Raw genomic sequence first — 17,602 nt, forward strand, 5'->3', positions numbered from 1 at the left:
CTCTAACAGCTTCGTTGCATTGTGCAACACTAAAGATGGGTCATCTCCGGGGAATATTCGACCTCGGGAGGCGCTTCCGCCGACGGGACCGACCGCCGGACCTCGCTTCCTCCCGCCGACCGCTGCGTGTGGTCGGACGGGATTGGCCTGGCCGCCTTCTTGGGAGGCGATGAACCCGAACTCTGTCGCCACCGGAGATGACACATCGACGCCACATACCTCCGAGGCGGAGCCCACGCAGGACTCATCCACAGAGAAATGTAGCGCTTTCAGACATCAGGGAATGAGGGATCGCGGCCGTCCTTCGACCAAAACGATGAAGCCGCACTCGACGCCACTGACATCACACGCCGGGGAACTGGCGGAAGCACGGATCTGCTCTACCCCTGAGCTACACGAAGCTTGCGCTCCGCAGCGGGAGTCGAACCCGCGACACGATGTATGTGCTTCCTGCGCCACCGGCGTCCCTCCGCCGGAGCGGAGAGGACGCGCTGATAGCTCGAGACGTTGCATTGCGCAACAACAAACTTCAGCGCGCCCTACCCTACCCCTTCACGCAGACGACCTGCCGGAGCGTGTGGACGATCTCGACCAGGTCGGCTTGCGCCGCCATCACCGCGTCGATGTCCTTGTAGGCCATCGGCGTTTCGTCGATCACGTCCGCGTCCTTCCGGCATTCCACGCCCGCGGTTGCGGCCACGTGGTCGTCCAGCGTGAAACGCCGCTTGGCTTCGGTCCGCGACATCGCCCGCCCGGCGCCGTGCGAGCAGGTGCAGAACGACTCCGGGTTGCCCTTGCCGCGCACGATGTAGGACCGTGCCCCCATCGAACCCGGGATGATCCCGAGGTCGCCGAGGCCCGCCCGCACCGCACCCTTCCGGGTCAGCCAGACGTCCTTGCCGAAGTGCCGCTCCTGGGTGACGTAGTTGTGGTGGCAGTTCACCGCCACGTCCGCCGTCGCCAGGTCCGGGAACAGGCCGCGCAACACGGCAAGCACCTGGTCCATCATCACCTCACGGTTCGCCAGCGCGTACTTCTGCGCCCAGCTCACCGCGCGGATGTAGGACACGAAGCCGTCCGACCCTTCCGGGAAGTAGGCCAGGTCCTTGTCCGGCAGGTGGATGAACCACCGCTCCATGTCCTTCTTCGCCTTTTCGATGAAGTAGGACCCGAAGCGGTTGCCCACGCCCCGCGAACCGGAGTGCAGCATCACCCAGACGTCGCCCGCCTCGTCAAGGCAGAGCTCGATGAAGTGGTTGCCCGTCCCGAGCGTCCCGAGGTGGCCCAGGCCGCGCGGGTGCGCCGCCTTCGCGTCGCGCTCGACGATGGCCTTGTAGCCGTCCTCGAGCGCCGCCCACTTCGCGACCGCCAGCGCCGGCGGGTCGCCCTGGTGGGCCCCGACGTCGTTGCGTCCGCCATTGTCGGTCCGCCCGTGCGGCACGGCCGCCTCGATCGCGGTCCGCAGCGCGGCCAGCGAGTCCGGCAGGTGCTCGGCGCGGATGGAGGTCTTCACCGCCATCATGCCGCAACCGATATCCACGCCCACGGCGGCCGGAACGATCGCGCCGAGGGTCGGGATCACCGAGCCCACGGTCGCGCCCATGCCCCAGTGGACGTCCGGCATCACCGCGATGTGCCGGTGGATGAACGGCAGGCCCGCGACGTTCCTGAGCTGCGCCTTGGCGCTGTCCTCGACCTGGACGCCGCGCGCCCACGCCTTGATCAGCCCCGCATCGCTTTCGATCACTTCAAATCCGCTCATCGGACACTCTCCTGGAACTTCCACGTCCCTCCCGGCCCCCCGCGGCGGGCGAAGCGTCCTTCCGAAACGAAGAACCCCTCCGCGGCCGGGCCGGGAGGGGTTCTTCGCTACACAGACCTCGAAGCTGAGACCTAAGCCGAACCGACCTCCCACGCGCACGTGCTCAGACCCTCGACCTGGCGGTCGTTGGCGCTGGCGAGCGGCTTGCTGATAGGGCGGTTGAACACGGGTCTCTCCTTCGAGGCCGGGGCGGATACACCGGCCCCGGCGCGCCGGGAAGCGATAGTTTCGGGCGCAACCACCTTGGCCGGCGGGTGTGGCCGCGGAACCACGATCACGTATCGCGCTATCCGGGCGAGGCGCTGATCCCGCCGTCGACGGTGAAGACCACGCCGGTCGTGTAGGCGCTGCGGTCCGAGGCCAGGAACGCCATCAGGTCGGCGATCTCGCGGGGCCGGGCGGGTCGGCCCAGCGGGTAGCTGGCCATCAGCTCGCGGTAGCGGCCCTCGTCGCCAAAGCGCCGCGCCGCGGCGGTCTTCATCAGCGTGACGATGCGGTCGGTCTCGACCGGGCCCGGGCTCACGCCCACGACGCGGATGCCGTCGCGCAGCGACCTGCCGCCCAGCGCGCGGGTGAAGGCGTAGAGCGCCGCGTTGCCGGTGGAGCCGGCGATGTAGCCCGCGTCCATCCGCTCGCCCGCCGCGCCGATGTCGTTGATGATCACGCCCGAGCCGCGGGCCTTCATGTGGGCATAGATCGCCCGCGTGAGGTTGATGTAGCCGAAGACCTTCAGCTCCCAGGCGTGCCGCCACTTCTCCTCATCGACGGCGTCCAGCGTGCCGCCGGGGATGTCGCCGGCGTTGTTCACCAGGACATCGATGTCCCGGCCTGCTTCGGCCAGCGCCTTGAGCTGGTCCGGATCGCGGATGTCGGTCGGGATCGCGCGGGCCTGGATCTGATGCTGCCCGCGCAGCCGCCCGCACAACTGCTCCAGCGCCTCGCCGGAGCGCGCCGCAAGGATCAGGTCACACCCCTCCTCCGCAAACACCTCCGCCGCCGCCGCGCCGATGCCCTTGGACGCGCCGGTGATCAGCACCGTCTTGCCGCGAAGGTCGAGGTTCATGGCGTTTCTCCCGTTGCGCCGAGCTTAGCCCGCAGGTTGCGGGCGCGGCCATCCTGTGACACCTGACCCCGGACTCGCCGGGGACTTCACCGACCATGACCGACCAACAGCCCGCCTCCGTCTATGACCTCGCCCACAAGGAGCAGGAGGAGAGCCGCGCGACGTTCGCGGTGCTGGTGGACAACGAGCCGGGCGTGCTGCACCGCGTGGTCGGGCTGTTCGCGGCGCGCGGCTACAACATCGACAGCCTGACGGTGGCCGAGACCGACGGCAGCGCCCACACCAGCCGCATCACCATCGTCACGCGCGGCACGCCGCAGGTGCTCTCGCAGATCGAGGCGCAGTTGCAGAAGATGGTCTCGACGCGGCACGTGCAGGACGTCACCCGCGACCCGAACGGCATCGAGCGCGAGCTGGCGCTGGTGAAGGTGCGCGGCACGGGCGTGGAGCGGGTCGAGGCGCTGCGCGTCTCGGACATCTTCCGCGCCAAGGTGATCGACACGACGCACGAGAGTTTCGTGTTCGAGCTGACCGGCGCCTCCAGCAAGGTCGACAAGTTCGTGGACCTGATGCGGCCGCTGGGCCTGGTCGAGGTCTCGCGCACCGGCGTGCTCTCGCTGTCGCGGGGCGTCGAGGTCTTCTAGACGGAACCGCCGCGGGGGCCTGCTGATTTCCCACCGTGTCTGCGCGTCTTCTCACGCTCGCCTGCGTCGTCGCCCTGGCCGCGCCGGCCCAGGCCCTGCCGATCGGCAGGAAGAAGGTCACGGGCCCGCCAGAGGGCGCGCCGATCACCGAGGTCGAGGCCTGGCCCTTTCCCGCGCCCGAACCCATGAGCTGGTGGGACGACAAGCGCCCGAAGGTCCCCGAGGAAGCCGATCCGCTGGGCGGGCGGCGGATCCGCAGCGCCGAGCAACTGGTGAAGCCCGACAACGGCGTCGAGGCGTCCACCTATCGCCTGTGGGGTCTGATGCCGCTGCAATGGCAGTTGGCGCGCGGCGACGAGATGATCCTGGAGGTCTGGACCCGGCCGTCGAACACCGTGCGCCAGACGGTGACCCGGGTGACGGTGCGCTCGGACGGCGACGCCTTCGTCCAGGCCCGCGCGGGCCTGGCCTGCTGCGAGGCCGGGATCGGGCGGCGGATGGGCTTCGACCGCAAGCTGCCCGCGGGCTCGGCGCAGCGGTTCCAGGCGCTGAAGGGCCTGCCGGTCTGGCGCTCGCCGCGCGACGTGCGGGTCGTCGAGTCCGGCGCGGCGGAGGCGATCTGCGTGGAGGGCACCGCCTACGACATCACCCTGGTGACGCCCGGCCGTTCGACCACCCTGCATCGCGCCTGTGACCCCGCCGAGGTGGGCGAGGCCGCCGATGTGCTGGAGCCGGTGCTGGCGGCCGCGATGGGCCACGACCCCCGGTTCGACGTCCTGTTCCGCGGCAAGGCCGACTTCGCGAACGCCAGGGGCGCCTACGACGACCTGCTGGCCTCCCACGGCCGGCTGAAGCAGAACCCCGACGCGCGCCAACCGCCGCCCGGGCAGGAAGGCGCGCCGGCGGACGCCGCGGCGCCCGCCGACCCGTCGCCGGTCAGGCCGGCTGAGCCGCCGCCTGGGCCGCCGCCTGCGCCTCGGCTTCGGCCTTGAAGCCGCGGATCGAGCAGTGGCGAACGATGAGGTAGTGCGTCACGAACAGCGCGATCTTCGAGCCCGTCGGGAAGGTCGCGAGGAACAGCGGCCACTGCGGCTGGAACCACACCGCGACGACGAGGTTCGCGACCGCGGTCACGAACATCAGGCCCGCCCAGACGTAGCCCATGGCGATCTGCGCGGCCGCGCCGTGCTGCTGGGCCATCGGCGGCAGGTAGCGCAGCATCCAGCCGCGCTTGAGCATCACCGCGCCGACGATCAGGTAGATCAGCGTGGGCTTGACCATCAGGAAGCGCGCGTCGTTGGTGAGGACGCCCGCCGCGCCGAACACGATCACGAGGCCGAGGCTCGCCCACTGCAGCGGCGCCACGGGCCTCTTCATCACGAGCATGAGCGCGATCTGGCCGATGCTGATCGCCACGGAGACCGCCGTCGCGACCCGGACGTCCACGTGCAGGGCGAGGAGGATCGCAAAGACGATGGTGGGAAGAAGATCGGTGGCCAGCGCCCGGCCCGCATGCATCAGATTGCCCATGGAAAGCTCCTGCGAAAACGACTGACGCAAGGCTAGCGAACCGCGCCCGCAGGCCGTGAGTCCGCCCACGAACGATCGGTGGCCGTCCGCGAAATCCGCCCCGCCGTTCGCGCTTCGCGAGCGGCGCACGCGCTCGCAGTCGTTTGTTTTCCGACGCCCGAGGCCCTATATGTGAGCCGTCGGGTTCGCCCGACTATGGAGATAAACGCGCGCATAATAAGCGGACTGGACCCGGGTGCGATTCCCGGCGGCTCCACCAAAATCCTTCCGGGTTATCGCCGGGGAGTGCGGGGCCGATCAGCATCGACAGACGTGTAAAGGCGTTGCTTTCTCTCGGCTTGACCCACCGTTCCGGGTCTTAAACTAAATGCGAACGATAACTTCGCTGAGGAAGTTCGCCTGGCTGCGTAATGCGGTCCGGTAACATCCGAACCAAGTCCTAGGGGTTCAGATCCTTAGGCGGGGCTCGGAGGGGGCCTGGCAACAGAACCCCTCCACTTCTCCCTCTCTTGTCTTCCCTTGCGCAGCCTCCTGCACACGCTACCTTCCGTGTGTTCGCTTGTTTGGAGCAGGTATGGCGCAGGATCCGCCGGTCCAGGATCTGATGAACTACGAGGCCCTAGCGCAGGACGCGCTCCGGGGCGTCGCCAAGGCCGCGCTGAAGCGCGCCGCCGCGCCCGAGGGCCTGCCCGGGTCGCACCACTTCTACATCACCTTCAAGACCGACGCGGCCGGCGTCTCGGGCCCGCAGGACCTGCTGGGCAAGTACCCGGACGAGATGACCATCGTCCTGCAGCACCAGTACTGGGACCTCGCCCCGGGCGAGACCTTCTTCTCGGTGACCCTGCAGTTCGGCGGGCAGCCCAAGCGGCTTTCGATCCCCTACGCCGCCATCACCCGCTTCTACGACCCCTCGGTGCAGTTCCTGCTGCAGTTCGAGCCGCCGCCCGCCGCGCCGGCCGAGACCAAGGCCGCCGCCCCGGCGGCCAAGGACGCCGAGGCCAAGACCGAAGAGCCCGCCCCCAAGGGCGAAGCCACGGTCGTCTCCCTGGATCAGTTCCGGAAGAAGTAGGCTGCATGACCGACGTCGCCAGTGAGCCCGAAGCCCTCACCGACGAGGCGATCCTCGCGCGGTTCCTGCGCACCAAGAACCAGCCGACCGGGTCGCAGACCCTGGGCTTCCGCATGGTCTCGGTCAGCCAGGCGGACAAGTCGGTCGAGGTCGAGTTCGACGCCAAGGCCGAACTCCTGCTCAATCCCATGAAGCAGATCCAGGGCGGCTACCTGTGCGCCATGCTGGACGAGGCCATGAGCGTCGCCTGCATGGTCGCCTCGGGCATGACGGCGGTGGCGCCGACGCTGGAGATGAAGACGACCTTCTTCCGGCCGGGCCAGCCCGGGAAGATCCGGGCGGTCGGCAAGGTCGTGAAGTGGGGCCGCCAGGTCGCCTTCACCGAGGGCGAGCTGTTCGATCCGGAGGGCCGCACGCTGGCCAAGGCCACCGGCACCGCGATCCCGACGCCGTTCGCCAAGTACAAGTGATGCGCCGCTGGGCTGCCCGCCTCTCGGCCCTCCTCGCCGGTCTCTGGCTGGCGACGGCGGCCGGCGCGGCGCAGGCGGCGGCGTTCTCGGACTGGTCGGCGGTGGTGGTCGCCGGCGACTGGCACGCGCACGACGGCGGCCCGTCCGAAGCCTTCGACAACGCCCGGCGCGACGTGACCTATGCGCTCGCCCGCGCCGGATTCCAGCCGCAGAACATCCGCCAGTTCTCGGTGCGTCCCGAGCGCTACAAGGACACGCGGCCCGAGAAGTCCGAGCCGCAGGGCATCTACAACGCCATGGTCGACCTGGCCGGCCGCACCCAGGGCGGCTGCCTGTTCTACATGACCTCCCACGGCGCGCCGCAGGGGGCGCAACTGGACCAGGGGATCCTGCGTCCCGGGATGCTGGCCTCGATGCTGGACCAGGCCTGCGGCAAGCGCCCGACCGTGGTGGTGATCTCGGCCTGCTTCTCGGGCGTCTTCGTGCCCACGCTGGCGAAGCCCAACCGGATGGTGCTCACGGCGGCCCGGCCCGACCGCACCTCGTTCGGCTGTGGCCAGGACAACAAGTATCCCTACTTCGACGACTGCTTCCTCTCGTCGATGCCGCTGTCGAGGGACTTTTCGGGGCTGGCGTCGGCGACGCGCGAGTGCGTGCGCGTGCGCGAAATCGCCGAGAAGATGAGCCCGCCGTCGGAACCGCAGGTATGGGTGGGCCCGGAACTGCGCCCGATGCTGCCGCTGTACGCGTTCGAAGCGGCGCCGAAAGCCAACTAGGACCAGGCCGCGACGGCGCGCCGGCGACGCAGCATGACGCCCAGGCCGAAGAAGCCGCCGATCATCATCGCCCACGTCGCAGGCTCGGGCGTCAGCGAGAAGTTGTCGACCAAGAGGACGCTGGGCTCGCGGTCGTCGTTGACGTCGGTCACGCCGGCCTCGACACGATACGTGCCCGGCCCCAGGCGCAGCGAGAAGTGGGTCCACTCGGTGGCGCCCCAGTCGCCCGTCATGGCGATGCTGGAGAAGAACAGCTCGACCGGATCGTCCGCGAAGGTCGTGAGCTCGCCGCCGCCCAGGCGGTAGATGCGGACGAAGGCCGAGTCGTTCCAGGGCAGGTAGTCCTCGCCCAGGAACGCGGCGTCGCCCGCGAAGGTCGCGCCGCCCGCGCCGGTCGTGAAGGTCTGGCTGAGCAGGACCGCCTCGTCGGTGTCGTTGGCCTGCAGCATGCCCATGAAGTCGCCGCCGGTCGGCATGTAGGGGCAAGGCGACTCCGCGCCCGCGTCGCCGGGGCAGTTGTCGGGGTCGCCGTTCTCGTCGCGGTGGTAGGCCTGACCGACGATGAAGGTCTGGTCTTCGTTCGCGACCCAGCCGGTGAAGCCGTCCTCGAAGCTGCCGTTCCGGAAATGGCTCGCGGCCTGGGCCGGCGCGGCCAGCGCGGCGGCCGCGGTCGCGGCGACGATCACAGACTTCAGACGCATCCCAGCCTCCACCCGAAGGGGCATGGTCGAGAATACCGTGTTCGGCCAGGCATTCCAGACCGCTCGCCCGTGAGGGGTGCGGCCAAGTCGTCGCACCGAGAGCGCGATGGCGCGGGACGGGCTTCGCGACTCAACCGAGGTGATATGGTCGAAGATCAACCGGCGTGGAGTTCGGCCCTTGATACGGAGCCTCGGCAAGGCGGTCCTGGCGGCGCTCGCGATGCTGATCGCGCCGACCGCGACGGCGCAGGAGGCTGCGCTGCCAAAGGCCCCGCTGCCCTACGCGCAGGTCCGGCCCAAGGCGCCGCCCGCGCGGCCCGCCGCCTCGCGCGCCACGCCGCCCGCGGCATCGAAGGCGCCTGCCGGCCCCGCCGTGGCGGGCGCCGCGCCGACGGTGGCGAACCTGCCGCGGCTGGCCAACGGCGCGCGCCTCGCGACGGGCCAGGCGCTGAACCCCGCCGAACTCGAGGCCTTCGTCGACGGCTGGATGGCCGACGCGATGGGGCGCGAGCATGTGGCCGGCGCCTCGGTCTCGGTGGTCCAGAACGGCCAGGTGATCCTGAAGAAGGGCTACGGCTTCGCGACCCTGAACCCGCGCAAGCCCGTCGATCCCGACCGCAGCCTGTTCCGCATCGGCTCGATCTCGAAGACCTTCACCTGGATCCTGCTGATGAAGGAGGCGGAGGCCGGGCGCATCCGGCTGGACGCGCCGGTGAACCTCTACCTGCCCGACAAGGTGCGCCTGCCCGGCAAGGCGAACCGGGTGACGGTGGCGACCCTCATGGACCACACCTCGGGCTTCGAGGACCGGGCGCTGGGCCAGCTCTTCGAGCGCGATCCGCGCCGCGTCCGCCCGCTGGACCTCTACCTGCGCCAGGAACGCCCTGGCCGGGTGCGCGAGCCCGGGCGGCTCTCCAGCTACTCCAACTACGGCGCCGCCCTGGCGGGCGCGGCGGCGGCCTACGGCTCGGGCAAGAGCTTCGAGCGCAAGGCCGAGGAGGAGATCTTCGTCCCGCTGGGCATGCGGCACACCACCTTCCGCGAGCCGCGCGACGAGCGCCGCGGCCTGCCCGCGGCCATGCCGGCCGACCTGCGCGACGACGTCGCCCAGGGCTATGGCTGGCGCAGCGCCGGCTTCATGCCCGACGACTACGAGTACATCGGCCAGATCGCCCCCGCCGGCGCGGCCTCGTCCACCGCCGGCGACATGAGCCGCTACATGCTGATGCTGCTGGGCGACGGGAGCTGGAACGGCGTCACGGTGTTCGGGCCGAAGACGGCGCAGGCGTTCCGCAGCCCCCTGCGCAAGATGCCGACGGGGATCAACGGCTGGGCCCACGGCTTCATGACCATGGACCTGCCGGGCGACCACAAGGGCTATGGCCACCTGGGCGCAACGATCGCCTTCATGTCGAACATGACGCTCGTGCCGGACCTCGGCCTGGGCGTCTTCGTCACCACCAACACGGAAACCGGCCGCGAGGTGGCCGGCCCCCTGCCCGAGGCGATCGTGCGCCATTTCTACGCGCCGCCGGCGACCTTCCCCCGGCCGGGCGCACGGGAGCTGGCCGACGCGGCCGACACCTTCGGCGGCTACTACCTGACGACGCGCCGCGCGCACGGCGGCCTGGAGGGCTTCGTCAACCTGCTGATCGGGGGCGCCGACGTCGCGGTGACCAACGGCGGGCGCCTCCTGATCACCCGCGGCGGCGAGAGCAAGGCGTTCGTGCCGGAGGGCCCGGTGAGCGACGGCCGCTTCATCGCCGCCCAGGACGAGGAGCGCGTCGCGTTCCACGTCAGGGACGGCCGCGCGACGAGCTTCCAGCCCTGGAGCAACACCGAGACCCTGATCCGGGCGCCGTTCACCGAGCGGCCGACGACGCTGGCGTTCATGGCGTCCCTGAGCGCCCTCGCGGCGGCGACCACGCTGATCGGCCTGGCGCTGCGCAACCGGCGCGAGCTGCGGCAGAACCAGATCCAGGCGCGCGCCGCCCTGGTGCAGAACATCCAGGCGGGCCTGTGGATCGCGGCGCTGCTGCTGTTCGCCGCGTTCGGCGCCAACGCCTCGGACATCCAGGCGATCATGTACGGCTGGCCTGGGCCCCTGGTGATCACCGCTTCGGCCTCGGCCCTGGTGGCGGCGGCGCTGACGCTGGTCACGATCGCCGCGCTGCCGGCGGTCTGGCAGGGCGGCCGCCGCGTCGATTCGTGGACGGTCGGCCGCAAGGTGTTCTTCACGATGACCGTGGCGATCTACACGGCGTTCGCGGTGCTGCTCGCCATGAACGGGGCGCTGGAGCCGTGGAGCCGCTAGCGGCGGGCCGGCCTCGCCGCCCACGCCGTCGCCCTGCGGCACGTTGACCTGCGAGGCCGCCACGGCGCCGCTTAAACGCAGCCTTAACCAAGGACTGGGAAATTCCTGCCTACCAGAGGGGGCGGGGTCGCGTTGAGTCGGCGCGCCCTTGCGTTGACGGGGGCGGACGGTTTGAACCAGTTCACGGCCATGGTGCAGAAGTTCGGGATCGGCCGCCTGGCCGCGATCCTGGGCATCGGCGCGGGCCTGGTGGCCGTGTTCGCCGCGATCTTCATGAACCTCGGCCAGCCCAAGGCCCTGCTCTACTCGAACCTGGACCTGAAGGAAGCCGGCTCCATCACCACCGCGCTGGACCAGGCCGGCGTGAAGTACGAGGTGAAAGGCGACGGCTCGACCATCCTGGTGCCGCGCGACGAGGTGGCGTCGACCCGCCTGATGCTCTCAGGCAAGGGCCTGCCGACCGCGGGCTCGGTCGGCTACGAGATCTTCGACGAAGCCAATGCGCTGGGCCAGACCGACTTCGTCCAGCAGTTGAACCGCCAGCGCGCCCTGGAGGGCGAACTGGCGCGCACCATCCGCAGCCTCGACGGCATCTCCTCGGCCCGCGTGCATCTGGTGCTGCCGAAGCGCCAGTTGTTCGAGGAGGAGGCCGAGCAGCCCAGCGCAGCGGTCACCATCGCGATCGGCGGCCGCGAGCCGGGCGCCGACCAGGTCCGCGCCATCCAGAACCTGATCGCCGGCGCAGTGCCGAACCTGAAGCCCGACCGCGTGACCGTCGTGGACCAGCACGCCAAGACGCTTTCGGGCGGCGACACCGGCATGGCCGCCGAGGCCGACGGCCGCAAGTCCGAGGTCGAGCAGCGCATCGCCAAGCAGGTGAAGACCCTCGTCGAGGGGATCGTCGGCGCCGGCAAGGCCCGGGTGAACATCACCGCCGACCTCGACCTGGCCCGCGTCACGACGCAGGAAGAGAAGTTCGATCCCGATGGCCAGGTGATCCGTTCGGAATCTACGGCCGAAGAGAACGCCCGCGAGAACGACTCCGCCGGCTCGGGCGCCGCCTCGGTGGCCGCCAACATCCCCGGCGGCTCGGGCTCGGACGAGAACAACAACTCGTCCACCAGCGGCCGCACCGACTCGACCACCAACTACGAGATCTCCAAGACCGTCACGACGAAGGTCGAGGAGCCGGGCACGGTGAAGCGCCTCTCGGTGGCCGTCGCCGTCGACGGCGCGACCGGCGCCCCCGGCAAGGACGGCAAGCCCGGCGCCTACACGCCGCGCTCGGCCCAGGAGATGCAGCAGATCGAGCAACTGGTGCGCTCGGCCGTGGGCTTCAACCAGGACCGCGGCGACCAGATCAGCGTCATCAACGTGCGCTTCCCGACCGTCGCCGACGAAGGCGGGGTCGAGGCGACCAACCCGCTGATGGGCTTCGACAAGAACGACATCATGCGCGCCGTCGAACTGGCCGTGCTGGCGATCGTCGGGATCCTGATGATCTTCTTCGTCGCCCGCCCCCTGGTCGGCGGCGGTGGCGGGGGCGGCGGCAAGAAGGGCAAGAAGGGCGCGCCGCAGACGGCCGGCCCGCCCCCGGTGACCCGCATCATGGTCACTCCGGACGGCCAGCAGATGGCCATCGCGGCGGACGGCAGCATGTCGCCCGTCGCCGCCCTGACCGGGCCGGGGGAAGACGGCGCCCGCATGGACATGTCCCGCGTCGATGGCCCGGTCCGCGTGAGCTCGGTCAAGAAGGTCGCCGAGTTCGTGGAACACCACCCCGCCGAGTCGGTCGCGATCCTCCGCGGCTGGCTGCATGAGACGAACTGATGGCCCCGCGCGCGAACTCCAAGAACATCGTCGACGTCTCGCGCCTGAGCGGCGCGGAGAAGTGCGCAGTGGTGCTGCTGGCGCTCGGCGAGGAGCACGCCCACGTCTGGCAGAGCCTCGACGAGGAGGAGATCAAGGAGATCTCCCAGGCCATGGCCAGCCTCGGCAACGTCACCGCCCAGGTGGTCGAAGACCTGCTGGTCGAATTCGTCTCAGGCGCCGCCGGCACGGGCTCGATCATGGGGTCGTTCGAACAGACCCAGAAGCTGCTGACCTCGATGATGCCGGGCGAGAAGGTCGACGCCCTGATGGAGGAGATCCGCGGTCCGGCGGGCCGCACCATGTGGGACAAGCTCGGCAACGTGAACGAGGCCGTGCTCGCGAACTACCTGAAGAACGAATACCCGCAGACGGTCGCGGTGGTGCTCTCGAAGATCAAGTCCGAGCACGCCGCGCGCGTGCTGGCCTCGCTGCCCGAGGACTTCGCGCTGGAGTGCGTCATGCGGATGCTGCGCATGGAGCCGGTGCAGCGGGAGATCCTGGACAAGATCGAGCTGACGCTGCGCAACGAGTTCATGTCGAACCTGGCGCGGACGTCCAAGCGCGACAGCCACGAGATGATGGCCGACATCTTCAACGCCTTCGACCGCCAGACCGAGAGCCGCTTCATCACCGCGCTGGAAGAACGCAACCGCGAGGCGGCCGAACGCATCCGGGCCCTCATGTTCGTGTTCGAGGACCTGTCGAAGCTGGATCCGGGCGGCGTGCAGACGCTGCTGCGCTCGGTCGAGAAGGACCAACTGGCGCTCGGCATGAAGGGCGCCTCGGACAGCCTGCGCGAAATGTTCTTCTCCAACATGTCGGAACGCGCCTCGAAGATCATGCGCGAAGACATGGAGAGCATGGGCCCCGTCCGCCTGCGCGACGTCGACCAGGCCCAGATGACCATCGTCCAGGTCGCCAAGGACCTCGCCAACAAGGGCGAGATCATGCTGGCCGGCGCCAACTCCGACGACGAGCTCGTCTACTGATGTCGGAAGCGCACGCGAAATTCAGCTTCGACACCGAGTTCGACGCCGGCGGCGGGGTGGCCGTCGCCTCGCCGCGTCCGAAGCGCCTGTTCCCGGCCGACGAGGTCGAGCAGATCCGCGCGGCCGCCCGCGCCGAGGGCGAGCGCGCAGCCCTGGCCTCCGTCGCGGCCCAGCAGGCCAACGCGCTGGCGCAGATCGCCGCCGCCTGCGGCCAGGCGCTGCCGCGCCTCGCCGAGGTCGCGCACGAACACCGGCAGGGCTCGGCGGCGCTCGCCATCGCCTGCGCCCGCGCCATCGCCGATGCGGCCCTGACCCGGTTTCCCGAAGCGCCCGTCCTGGCCGCGCTCGAGACCCTGGCCCGCGAGATCGACGCCAGCCCGCGCCTGGTGGTCTCGGCCGACCCCGCGCTGGCCGACACGCTCAAGGGCGTGCTGGAAGAGGCCGCCCGCAACCTGGGCTTCGAGGGCGCCGTGATGGTCAAGCCCGACGGCGCGTTCGGCCCCCACGCCTTCACCCTCGACTTCGGCGACGGCCAGGCCGCGTTCGACCCGGCCGCGGCCGCCGAGCGCGTGGCCCAGACCCTCACGGCGGCGCTCGCCGCCGAGGGCCTCCACGCCGAGCCCCTGATCCCCGGTTCAGAAAGCTAGGACCATGTCGGAAGACGACCTGAAACTCGACGAGTTCGCCCCGGAGGAAGGGGCGCTGGCCGAATCCATCGGCGAGGACAAGACCGCCGGCGACCTGGCGCCCGTCTTCGACGTGCCGGTGGCGATCTCGGCGGTGCTCGGCCGTTCGACCATGTCGGTGGCGCAGCTCCTGCAGCTCAGCCAGGGCTCGGTGCTGGAGCTGGACCGCAAGGTCGGCGAGGCGATCGACATCTACGTGAACAACCGCCTGGTGGCGCGCGGCGAGGTCGTGATCGTCGACGAGCGGCTGGGCGTGACCATGACGGAAATCATCAAGGACGGCGACTCTCAGGCCTGAGCCTGAGCGTGCGAGGGAGTTACGGGAATGCGGCTTCTGGTCGTCGGAAAACTGAGCGGACAGCTCTCCACCGCCGTGAAGATGGCGATGAGCGCGGGCGCCAAGGTCAGCCACGTGGAGAACACGGAGGCCGCCACGCACGCGCTGCGCGCCGGCCAGGGCGCGGACCTGCTGATGGTCGACTATGACCTCGACATCGCGGGGCTGATCGCCTCGAACGAGCTGGAACGGATCCATGTGCCGGTGGTGGCCTGCGGCATCGCCGCCGACCCGAAGCGGGCGGCCGACGCCATCCGCGCCGGCGCGAAGGAGTTCATCCCGCTGCCGCCGGAAGCCGAGCTGATCGCGGCGGTCCTGAGCGCCGTCAGCGACGACAACCGCCCGATGGTGGTGCGCGACCCGTCGATGCAGGCGGTGATCCAGCTCGCCGACCAGGTCGCCCCGTCCGACGCCTCGATCCTGATCACCGGGGAGAGCGGCTCGGGCAAGGAAGTGGTGGCCCGCTACGTCCACCAGAAGTCTCGCCGCTCCAGCCGCCCGTTCATCAGCGTCAACTGCGCCGCGATCCCGGAGAACCTGCTCGAGAGCGAACTGTTCGGCCACGAGAAGGGCGCCTTCACCGGCGCCATGGCGCGGCGCATCGGCAAGTTCGAGGAAGCCAACGGCGGCACCCTCCTCCTGGACGAAATCAGCGAGATGGACGCGCGCCTGCAGGCCAAGCTGCTGCGCGCCATCCAGGAGCGCGAGATCGACCGCGTCGGCGGCGCCAAGCCGGTCAGGGTCGACATCCGCATCCTCGCCACCTCGAACCGCGACCTGGCCCAGGCCGTGAAGGACGGGACCTTCCGCGAGGACCTGCTCTACCGCCTGAACGTCGTGAACCTGCGCCTGCCGCCGCTGCGCGAACGTCCGGGCGACGTGCTCGCGATGGCGGAGTTCTTCGCGAAGAAGTACGCCGCCGCCAACGGCGTGGCCGACAGGCCGCTGTCGGCCGAAGCCCGGCGCCGCCTGGCCGCCCACCGCTGGCCCGGCAACGTGCGCGAACTCGAGAACGCCATGCACCGCGCGGTGCTGCTCACGGTCGGCCCCGAGATCGACGAGACCGCCATCCGCCTGCCCGACGGCCAGCCCCTGGCGCCGGCCGACGCGGGCGCCCGCACGGCCCAGGCCGCCGCCGCGGCCGCCGAGACGGCCACGCGTTCGTTCGTCGGCCAGACGGTCGCCGAGATGGAGCAGACGCTGATCCTGGAGACGCTGGAGCACTGCTTCGGCAACCGCACGCACGCCGCCAACATCCTCGGCATCTCGATCCGGACGCTGCGCAACAAGCTGAAGGAGTACACCGAGGCGGGCGTCGCGGTGCCGGCGCCGCAGATGGGCGCCAGCGCGGCCTGAGTTCCCGATGACCGACGTCAGCACACCACGCGTCTCGAACGCCCCCACCGCGCGCGACGTGGTGGGCTGGCTGTCGCGCGGCGAGGTGCTCCTCGCCGTCGGCGTGATCGGCGTCGTCGTGCTGATGATCCTGCCGATCCCGTCCTTCCTGCTGGACGTGTTCCTCTCGATCTCGCTCGCCTCGTCGATCCTGATCCTGATGACCGCGATCCTGATGAAGCGGGTCCTCGACTTCACGGCGTTCCCGACCGTGCTGCTGGTGGCGACGCTGTACCGGCTCGCGCTGAACATCACGACCACCCGGCTGATCCTCGGCCACGGCCACGAGGGCGCCCACGGGGCCGGGCACGTCATCGAGGCGTTCGGCAAGCTGATGATGGGCGGCAACTTCGCCATCGGCCTGATCGTGTTCGCGATCCTGGTGGTGGTGAACTTCGTCGTCATCACCAAGGGCTCGGGGCGGATCGCCGAGGTCGCGGCGCGCTTCACCCTCGACTCGATGCCCGGCAAGCAGATGGCGATCGACGCCGACCTGTCGGCCGGCCTGATCGAACAGGACGAGGCCAAGAAGCGCCGCAAGGAGCTGGAGCAGGAATCGACCTTCTTCGGCGCCATGGACGGCGCCTCGAAGTTCGTCCGCGGCGACGCCGTCGCCGGCCTGGTGATCCTGGCGATCAACATCGTCGGCGGCATCCTGATCGGCGTCCTGCAGCATGGCGTGCCGATCGGCCAGGCGTTCTCGACCTACACCATCATGTCGATCGGCGACGGCCTGGTCTCGCAGATCCCGGCCCTGATCATCTCGATCGCCGCGGGCTTCCTGGTGTCGAAGGCCGGCGTCGAAGGCTCGGCCGACCAGGCGCTGGTCACCCAGCTCGCCACCAACCCGATCAGCCTGGGCATGGTGGCGGCCGCCTCGGGCGTGCTGGCCATCATCCCGGGGATGCCGATCATCCCGTTCGCCGCCGTCTCGGTCGGCGCGGGGATGCTGGCGTGGCGCCGCGCGAACAAGAAGGAAGAGCCGGTCGTCATCGAGGCCGCCGCCCCGCAGGAGGACGTCGAGGAGCCGATCTCGCAGACCCTGGCGATCGACGAGATCAAGATCGAACTCGGCTATGGCCTGCTGCCGCTGATCAACGACCTGGAGGGCCGCCGGCTCACCGACCAGATCAAGGCGCTGCGGCGCACGCTGGCCGCCGACTTCGGCTTCGTGATGCCGTCGGTCCGCATCCTGGACAACATGCGCCTGGCCTCGATGGGCTACGCGCTCAGGATCAAGGAAATGGAGGCCGGCTCGGGCGAGGTGCGCATCGGCCAGCTCATGGCCATGGACCCGCGCGGCGGCCAGGTGGACCTGCCCGGCGAGCACGTGAAGGAGCCGGCGTTCGGCCTGCCCGCCACATGGATCGACGACGCCATGCGCGAGGAGGCCACGTTCCGCGGCTACACCATCGTCGACCCGGCCACCGTGCTCACCACGCACCTGACCGAGATCCTCAAGGAGAACATGCCGGACCTGCTCACCTACGCCGAGGTCCAGAAGCTGATCCGCGACCTGCCGGCCGAGCAGAAGAAGCTCTCCGAGGACCTGATCCCCAACGTGGTGACCGCCACGACGGTCGTGCGCGTGCTGCAGGCGCTGCTGCGCGAGCGGGTCTCGATCCGCGACCTGGGCGCCATCCTGGAAGGCATCGGCGAGGCCGCGCCGCACACCAGCTCGATCACGCTGCTGGTCGAGCAGGTCCGCGCCAAGCTCGCCCGCCAGCTCTGCTACGCCTACCGCGGCGACGACGGCGCGCTGCCGATCGTCACGCTCTCGGCCGAGTGGGAGAACGCCTTCGCCGACGCCCTGGTGGGCGCCGGCGACGAGAAGCAGCTCGCGCTGGCCCCCTCGCGCCTGCAGGACTTCATCCGCGGCATCCGCGAGACCTTCGAACGCGCCGCGCTCGCCGGCGACTCCCCGGTCCTGC

Annotated in this window: 16 protein-coding genes and 1 other RNA gene; 13 read left to right on the top strand and 4 right to left on the bottom strand. The window is 69.9% G+C overall.

The window, feature by feature from the left end:
• Positions 1-544: 544 nt before the first annotated feature.
• Both JNL41_RS04895 and JNL41_RS04900 read right to left on the bottom strand, forming a co-directional pair.
• Complete coding sequence (locus JNL41_RS04895; RefSeq protein WP_293473152.1) at positions 545-1,762, bottom strand: RtcB family protein; 1,218 nt, start codon at positions 1,760-1,762, stop codon at positions 545-547.
• Positions 1,763-2,108: 346 nt separating this feature from the next.
• Positions 2,109-2,885, bottom strand: a complete 777-nt coding sequence (locus tag JNL41_RS04900; protein ID WP_293473153.1) for an SDR family oxidoreductase — start codon at positions 2,883-2,885, stop codon at positions 2,109-2,111.
• Positions 2,886-2,980: 95 nt separating this feature from the next.
• Between JNL41_RS04900 and ilvN the strand changes: the two genes are divergently transcribed.
• Both ilvN and JNL41_RS04910 read left to right on the top strand, forming a co-directional pair.
• The gene (ilvN, locus tag JNL41_RS04905) at positions 2,981-3,529 is read left to right on the top strand and encodes an acetolactate synthase small subunit (protein WP_293473154.1); all 549 of its coding nucleotides are present in this window, start codon (positions 2,981-2,983) and stop codon (positions 3,527-3,529) included.
• 35 nt (positions 3,530-3,564) lie between these two features.
• Complete coding sequence (locus tag JNL41_RS04910; RefSeq protein WP_293473155.1) at positions 3,565-4,521, top strand: hypothetical protein; 957 nt, start codon at positions 3,565-3,567, stop codon at positions 4,519-4,521.
• Here JNL41_RS04910 and JNL41_RS04915 read toward each other — a convergent pair.
• The gene (locus JNL41_RS04915; protein WP_293473156.1) at positions 4,466-5,059 is read right to left on the bottom strand and encodes a septation protein IspZ; all 594 of its coding nucleotides are present in this window, start codon (positions 5,057-5,059) and stop codon (positions 4,466-4,468) included. The genes JNL41_RS04910 and JNL41_RS04915 overlap by 56 nt on opposite strands.
• A 139-nt stretch (positions 5,060-5,198) precedes the next feature.
• Here JNL41_RS04915 and ssrA point away from each other — a divergent pair.
• The 4 genes from ssrA to JNL41_RS04935 all read left to right on the top strand — a co-directional run bounded on the left by ssrA (position 5,199) and on the right by JNL41_RS04935 (position 7,377).
• Positions 5,199-5,558: a transfer-messenger RNA gene (gene ssrA, locus JNL41_RS04920) on the top strand.
• Positions 5,559-5,633: 75 nt separating this feature from the next.
• The gene (locus JNL41_RS04925) at positions 5,634-6,131 is read left to right on the top strand and encodes a ClpXP protease specificity-enhancing factor SspB (RefSeq protein WP_293473157.1); all 498 of its coding nucleotides are present in this window, start codon (positions 5,634-5,636) and stop codon (positions 6,129-6,131) included.
• A gap of 5 nt (positions 6,132-6,136) precedes the next feature.
• Positions 6,137-6,601 carry a PaaI family thioesterase gene (locus JNL41_RS04930; RefSeq protein WP_293473158.1) on the top strand — a complete coding sequence of 155 codons (465 nt, stop codon included), beginning with the start codon at positions 6,137-6,139 and terminating at the stop codon, positions 6,599-6,601.
• Entirely contained in the window at positions 6,601-7,377 is a 777-nt protein-coding gene (locus JNL41_RS04935) for a C13 family peptidase (protein WP_293473159.1), read from the top strand. Before JNL41_RS04930 ends, JNL41_RS04935 begins: the two co-directional genes overlap by 1 nt.
• Here the strand turns inward: JNL41_RS04935 and JNL41_RS04940 are convergent.
• On the bottom strand, positions 7,374-8,078 hold the full coding sequence (locus JNL41_RS04940) for a PEPxxWA-CTERM sorting domain-containing protein (RefSeq protein WP_293473160.1): 705 nt from the start codon (positions 8,076-8,078) through the stop codon (positions 7,374-7,376). The genes JNL41_RS04935 and JNL41_RS04940 overlap by 4 nt on opposite strands.
• A 178-nt stretch (positions 8,079-8,256) precedes the next feature.
• Here JNL41_RS04940 and JNL41_RS04945 point away from each other — a divergent pair, with 178 nt between their 5' ends.
• The 7 genes from JNL41_RS04945 to flhA form a co-directional block, all read left to right on the top strand.
• Positions 8,257-10,392 (top strand): serine hydrolase domain-containing protein, encoded by a 2,136-nt coding sequence (locus tag JNL41_RS04945; protein ID WP_293473161.1) that lies wholly within the window; start codon positions 8,257-8,259, stop codon positions 10,390-10,392.
• A gap of 171 nt (positions 10,393-10,563) precedes the next feature.
• Positions 10,564-12,222 (top strand): flagellar basal-body MS-ring/collar protein FliF, encoded by a 1,659-nt coding sequence (gene fliF / locus JNL41_RS04950; protein ID WP_293473162.1) that lies wholly within the window; start codon positions 10,564-10,566, stop codon positions 12,220-12,222.
• Positions 12,222-13,253: a flagellar motor switch protein FliG gene (gene fliG / locus JNL41_RS04955; RefSeq protein ID WP_293473163.1), complete on the top strand. Its 1,032-nt coding sequence runs from the start codon at positions 12,222-12,224 to the stop codon at positions 13,251-13,253. The genes fliF and fliG overlap by 1 nt, the downstream gene beginning before the upstream one ends.
• Positions 13,253-13,900 (top strand): flagellar assembly protein FliH, encoded by a 648-nt coding sequence (locus tag JNL41_RS04960; protein WP_293473164.1) that lies wholly within the window; start codon positions 13,253-13,255, stop codon positions 13,898-13,900. Before fliG ends, JNL41_RS04960 begins: the two co-directional genes overlap by 1 nt.
• Before the next feature lie 4 nt (positions 13,901-13,904).
• Positions 13,905-14,237: a flagellar motor switch protein FliN gene (gene fliN / locus JNL41_RS04965; protein WP_293473165.1), complete on the top strand. Its 333-nt coding sequence runs from the start codon at positions 13,905-13,907 to the stop codon at positions 14,235-14,237.
• Between the two features lie 27 nt (positions 14,238-14,264).
• Positions 14,265-15,632, top strand: a complete 1,368-nt coding sequence (locus JNL41_RS04970) for a sigma-54 dependent transcriptional regulator (protein ID WP_293473166.1) — start codon at positions 14,265-14,267, stop codon at positions 15,630-15,632.
• Between the two features lie 7 nt (positions 15,633-15,639).
• On the top strand, positions 15,640-17,602 hold a 1,963-nt coding region (gene flhA / locus JNL41_RS04975), incomplete at its 3' end, for a flagellar biosynthesis protein FlhA (protein WP_293473167.1).

Source organism: Phenylobacterium sp. (genome assembly GCF_016793285.1).
Taxonomy (GTDB): domain Bacteria; phylum Pseudomonadota; class Alphaproteobacteria; order Caulobacterales; family Caulobacteraceae; genus Phenylobacterium.